The 1,313-nt window shown below is 37.0% G+C and carries 1 protein-coding gene and 2 pseudogenes; 2 read left to right on the top strand and 1 reads right to left on the bottom strand.

Features of this window, described 5'->3' with window-relative positions:
- Positions 1–106: pseudogene (locus FTT94_RS16430) on the top strand (IS5/IS1182 family transposase); the annotation flags it as partial.
- 104 nt (positions 107–210) lie between these two features.
- Here the strand turns inward: FTT94_RS16430 and FTT94_RS16425 are convergent.
- Positions 211–1,179, bottom strand: a complete 969-nt coding sequence (locus tag FTT94_RS16425; RefSeq protein WP_180171125.1) for an IS30 family transposase — start codon at positions 1,177–1,179, stop codon at positions 211–213.
- A 68-nt stretch (positions 1,180–1,247) separates the two neighbouring features.
- Between FTT94_RS16425 and FTT94_RS16870 the strand changes: the two are divergent.
- Positions 1,248–1,313, top strand: a pseudogene (locus FTT94_RS16870) (helix-turn-helix domain-containing protein); the annotation flags it as partial.

The raw sequence follows: 1,313 nt of genomic DNA, 5'->3' as shown, positions 1-1,313 counted from the left end.
AACCTTCAAAATTCTTGCTGAGCGATATCGCAATCGAGGCAAAAGACTAGCATTAAGATTCAATCTAATTGCTGGAATTTATAACTTGGAGCTGAGTGAAAAATGACTTATGAAAGAAATCTAATATAAGGAATATAACTTGCATCATAACCATAAGATGTTGTCGTCAACACATAAGTTTTTGTTGAATGAGTATTACACCCGGCGAATTCAAACATGAGGTGCGACAGTTTCAAAAGCCTTATGATAATCAACAAGCTGAGCAAATTTCTCTAATGGTGTAAGCCAATCTAACGCTTTTCTAGGGCGAGTATTCAGTGACATGGCAACTTGATTTAAATAATGCTGATCTACCTGGTTTAAATCAATCCCTTTAGGTAAATATTGCCTAATTAAACCATTCATATTTTCGCATGTGCCTTTCTGCCATGGCGAATGTGGGTCACAGAAATATACATCTATGCCTAAATCTTCTTCGAGGATTTTATGTTCTGACATCTCACGTCCACGGTCATAGGTCAATGTTTTACGCAGTTCTGCGGGTAAATATTTCAGAGCTTCAGTTAAAGCCTTGCGCACTGATTCTGCCTTTGCATCAGGTAATGTTGCCAAGATACAGAGCCGTGTATTTCGTTCAATAAGTGTTGCTATCGAACTTTTATTGTCTTTACCTTTAATTAAATCGGCTTCCCAATGACCCGGTATTTTTCTTTCTTGAACTTCGGTTGGGCGCTCATGAATAGTTTTAATATCCTGTAATATAGAATCTTTTTTAGGTTCACCGTTAGCTTTTCGCTTTTTATTTTCATGACGCAGACAGGATAGTAAGTCTTTTTTCAGCTCACCCTTTGGTAATGCTCGTATCGTTGAATAAATCGTTGTATGGCTTACATTCATTGTTTGATCCAAATCAGGAAATCTCTTTAAACGCTTTGCTATTTGCTGAGGAGACCATAAACAACGGATCGCTTCAACAATAAATTTCCAGAGGATTGAATCGATTTTGAGTTTTCTGTGACCACGTCTACGTCTAGCGAAGGTGTTATCAGAAGCATATTGAGCTTGATAAACGTCATTGATGCTATTTCTTTTAAGCTCACGATAGATCGTACTAGGATGTCTTTTAATGAGTTCAGCAAATTTTCTGGGTGAAAAGCCTTCTTTTCTTGACTCAAGCATTAATGCAGTAAGTTGACAAAAATAACTAATCATGCGAAAAAGTTTTTTTAGTTAACAGATGTTCACACATGCCTCGAATTGTTTCTGTACCACTTAGTTTAGAACAGCGAGAACGACTCATTTTTCTGGCCAAG

Source organism: Acinetobacter sp. YH12027 (genome assembly GCF_013420085.1).
Lineage (GTDB): Bacteria > Pseudomonadota > Gammaproteobacteria > Pseudomonadales > Moraxellaceae > Acinetobacter > Acinetobacter amyesii.
This window is presented reverse-complemented; position numbering and strand designations above follow the sequence as displayed.